This is a genomic window from Microcystis sp. M179S2 (assembly GCF_020245805.1).
GTDB classification, from domain to species: domain Bacteria; phylum Cyanobacteriota; class Cyanobacteriia; order Cyanobacteriales; family Microcystaceae; genus Microcystis; species Microcystis aeruginosa.
In genome coordinates, this window is record NZ_JADBUE010000015.1 from 1 (window position 1) to 3,666 (window position 3,666).

Consider the following 3,666-nt stretch of genomic DNA (forward strand, 5'->3'; position numbering starts at 1 on the left):
ACGGGACAAAGGGTTAACCTCGATTTATGATTTTCCTTGATCTATCTGGGTTTCAGCGATTTTGGGCTTCTCGAAGTAAATCCCAAGCGGGGATTGGAGTTGAGGCTTTTCTCGATTTGTTTTTTGTCTAAGTCCCAATAACAACGAGGAACTGTAATAGTAACAGTGAAAATATCATCTTCTTCTTGGTGCGCGTGCTGGTTCCGAGGTTCCCTCGGAACAGTTCGCTCCGCTTGATGATCAATTTTCGTGACCGGATTATTGCCATCCACTGACCCTTTACCGATACTATAAAAATTGCCTCCTCTATGAAGTCTCCAATCTTCTAACCATTCTTCATGATTAGCATAGCCATTGATTTCTAGATGATATTGAGCCTTAAATAACTTCTTTGACCCCCAACAAATGTGAAGTCTGTCTGTTTCCTTTAAATCAGAAAGTTCCTGTTTCTTTCGTTGTAATCTTTCTAGTTTAGATTTGACCCCTAATCATCTCTTGTTAAAGTTTCTTACATTCGCCGTAGTCGGATTTTGAGCAGCCTTCTCTAGAACTTCTAAATTTTCTCTAACTTTCCTAAATCCTGCTTTTAAATCTGTTTCAAGAAGTTCTATGTGATTGGCTTTAGCTGTGGTTAATTGGTCAAACACTGAACTAGCATTTGTCGCTCAACTATCAGCCCATGCCCATTGAATATCAAATTGGGTTTGATAGTTTTTCTCTATCTCATCCTCAGATAACCCTTTTTGTCTATCATTTAAAGCGCAGCGTAAAAGACTTTGATAATCCTTTCCCCAATCTTCTAGAAAGGGATGATATTCTATCTTACTTTCAATCCCTATTAATCTTTGATAGCTCGGTCTATCGGTCTTTTTTTTTGACCGACTTATCCGGGTTAACTTAGCTTTTAAGGATTTCTTTTTAGCCATTTTTCTGAGATTAGCCACCCTATTATTCTAGCAGATTTTCTTCATCTTCAGTCTCTTTTAAGATTTTATTTATCTCTTTTTTATATTTCCTTAACCCGTAGAGACGACAAGAGAAAGAATGAATCACTGCCATTAAATCTTCAATGAGTTCTTGTTGAGGTGATCAAGTTTGAGTATTAGCTACTATTAGCTTACCTTCATGGCTTTTTAAAAAGTGTTCAAAATATTCAAACCCGAATCGGCATAATCTATCTTTAAAGGCAATCACTAAAATCCCAATTTGTTGATTTTCAATCATTGCCATTAGTCGTAAGAATTGAGGACGAGTATAATTTAATCCTCCTCCAATTTCTTCGATGACTTCATCAATAATATAACCTCTGGCTAAACAAAACCGTTCTAAAGCTTCTATTTGTCGAATCAGGTCTTGTTTTTGTTTGGCCGAGGAAACTCTGGCATAGATAACCGTTTTTTTCTGAATTTGTGGTTGTTCTAGACTTAACGCTTTGTAGTAATCTTCTTCGGTATAATAGCGGTGTCCCGATGGGAGTCTATGGGCAGGTAATTTTCCGTTTTTATCCCAAATTCTTAAGGTTCCTATGCTCCGGTTAATCTTTTTGGCAAATTCACCTGGTTTGTATCTAGCATTCAATCACTGACTCCTAATATCTGCTATACTTTAAGTAACTAGACACAATTAATTGCACATATCTAACCACCTCTTGCCTTTTGCCTCTTGCCTATTGCCCATCCTAACCAAGAAGTTAATTTTGTCCCATTACTTATAATATCTTAGCAGATATAGTTAGCTTTTTGCTACCTAAACGAAGCAGGTAAACGGACAGAAAAGCTACTACCCCGTTCTAATTCTGAGGTGACGCTAATAGTTCCCCCATGAGCATCGATAATGCGACGGGAGAGATAAAGTCCTAACCCATTGTTGGAACTGTCTGGGGAACCGGAGTACAGGCGCTCGAAAATCCGGGGTAGTTCTTCTGCTGAAATTCCTATACCAGTATCCTCGACGACAATGGTGACAAAAGTATCTTCCTCTGTAGCGGGGATGAGATGAATTTTCACATCACCCTTTTGGGTAAATTTAATCGCATTGCCGATGAGATTGGTAAAAACGCGCCGCAGTTCCAAGCGATCGCCAGTTAGGAAAATTTCCCCGGCATTTTCGGCATTTAAGCTTAATTCTAGTCCTTTTTCTCGGGCAAGGGGAGTTAACTGCTGACAGACTTCTTCGAGAATATCGATAATCTTTAATTTAGTAAAATTAAGTATCTTTTCGCCGTTTTCATAACAATAAACTTCCAAAAGATTATTAACCATTTCCAAGAGATTTTGATTACTGCGAATAATCACATGAATGACTCGACTCATTTCGGGAGTAATCTCACCGTATAAACCTTCTTGAAATAGTTCTAATATATGATTGACAGACACTAAAGGAGTTCGCAAATCGTGGGTCATCCTCGAAACAAAATCTTCTTTTTGTCTAGCCAATTGCTCTTTTTCTTGTTTGGCAATCGTCACTTCTTGTTCCGCTTCATAGATGCGTAGGGCGTTTCGCATCGCTTGATTTAAGCGCAAGGCAGAAAGACGAAATTTACTCAGATAATCGGAAGCACCGGCTTTCATCATATCTACGGCAATTCCTTCGTCTCCGTGACCGGTTAAAACAATTAGGGGTATTTTAAGTCCCTGTTGCCGAATTTCCCGCACCAAAGTCAAACCATCTCCATCGGGTAGAAGATAATCGATAAACATACAGTCGAAAAGATTATTGGACATCTTTTCTTTAGCCTCTTGATAGTCAGCGGCTTCTGTTATTTCTATCGCCATCTCCGATGTTCTTAAGAATCGGCGCACGGCGATCCGATCTACTTCATTATCATCAACAATTAGAATTCTTAACTGGTTTAACATTGCCAATTTAAATCTGAATTTCATTACTGTCTGATCTACCCTGATATAATACCTCGAATCGGGTTCGATGGTCAAGACATTTTCGAGGTCGATTCTTACAGCTTTTTTCTTAAAGATGAAGTATAACCTAATTTGCTATCTCAAGGTCGCGAGAGGACTCCCGTTAAACCGCTACGCAGTTAACGGGAGATGAATCGCCACCGGAATGAAACTAACGCGGTAGGGTTTCCACTTTTGGGGAGTTTTGGTTCTCGACGTATTTTTTTAGTTGTTCGACAGTAACGCCGCCACAACTAGCCACGAAATAACCTCCCGTCCAAAAATAAGGTTTATTGTCGAAATACTTGGCCGCCAAATCCGGAAATTCCTTTCTAATTAAGCGACTACTAACTGTTTTAAGGTTAGCGATTAATTTGGATAAAGCGATGTCATGTTTGTCATCGATAATCCGGTGAACGTAATCCGATTCACCGTTGAAATCAAGCAACACGCTTTCCCATTTCGTCAGCGTTGATACAAAGATTTCTTGACGTCGGGCTAAGATTTCATTGTTAATAGCAATGGTCGGTATTTGATGACAAATACGACGTGAGCGGTAAGTCTATAAACGGAGCAAAATCCATGATTGTAATCGGTTGACATATTAGGCAGTAAGTGTTACAATTCAATTGTACATCACGAAACGAACGACAGTGATAACGCTTACCTACCAGTACAAACTAAAGGTAAATAGGCAACAGGAACGGGAGATCATCCACATTCTTGATGTTTGTAAGAGCGTTTATAATTACGCTCTTTCAGAACGGAA

The 3,666-nt window shown here is 39.1% G+C and carries 4 protein-coding genes and 1 pseudogene; 1 reads left to right on the forward strand and 4 read right to left on the reverse strand.

From position 1 onward, the window contains the following. Nucleotides 1-665 precede the first annotated feature (665 nt). The 4 genes and pseudogenes from IM500_RS00765 to tnpA form a co-directional block, all read right to left on the reverse strand. Nucleotides 666-926 carry a hypothetical protein gene (locus tag IM500_RS00765; protein WP_287737418.1) on the reverse strand — a complete coding sequence of 87 codons (261 nt, stop codon included), beginning with the start codon at nt 924-926 and terminating at the stop codon, nt 666-668. Nucleotides 927-948: 22 nt separating this feature from the next. Continuing rightward, nucleotides 949-1,578 (reverse strand): annotated as a pseudogene (locus IM500_RS00770) (IS607 family transposase). Between the two features lie 164 nt (nt 1,579-1,742). After that, nucleotides 1,743-2,858, reverse strand: coding sequence for an ATP-binding protein (locus IM500_RS00775; RefSeq protein ID WP_190721146.1), 1,116 nt, complete (start codon nt 2,856-2,858; stop codon nt 1,743-1,745). Between the two features lie 211 nt (nt 2,859-3,069). Beyond that, a complete protein-coding gene (gene tnpA, locus IM500_RS00780) occupies nt 3,070-3,441 on the reverse strand; it encodes an IS200/IS605 family transposase (RefSeq protein ID WP_353737885.1) in 372 nt (123 codons plus the stop codon). A gap of 109 nt (nt 3,442-3,550) precedes the next feature. On the opposite strand from tnpA, the gene IM500_RS00785 reads away from it, so the two are divergent. After that, on the forward strand, nt 3,551-3,666 hold a 116-nt coding region (locus tag IM500_RS00785), incomplete at its 3' end, for a helix-turn-helix domain-containing protein (RefSeq protein WP_287737421.1).

Excerpts from the sequence above, each read along its gene's own strand:
- IM500_RS00765 (WP_287737418.1), bottom strand. The coding sequence starts at position 926 with ATGGCTAAAAAGAAATCCTTAAAAGCTAAGTTAACCCGGATAAGTCGG.
- IM500_RS00775 (WP_190721146.1), bottom strand. The coding sequence starts at position 2,858 with ATGTTAAACCAGTTAAGAATTCTAATTGTTGATGATAATGAAGTAGAT.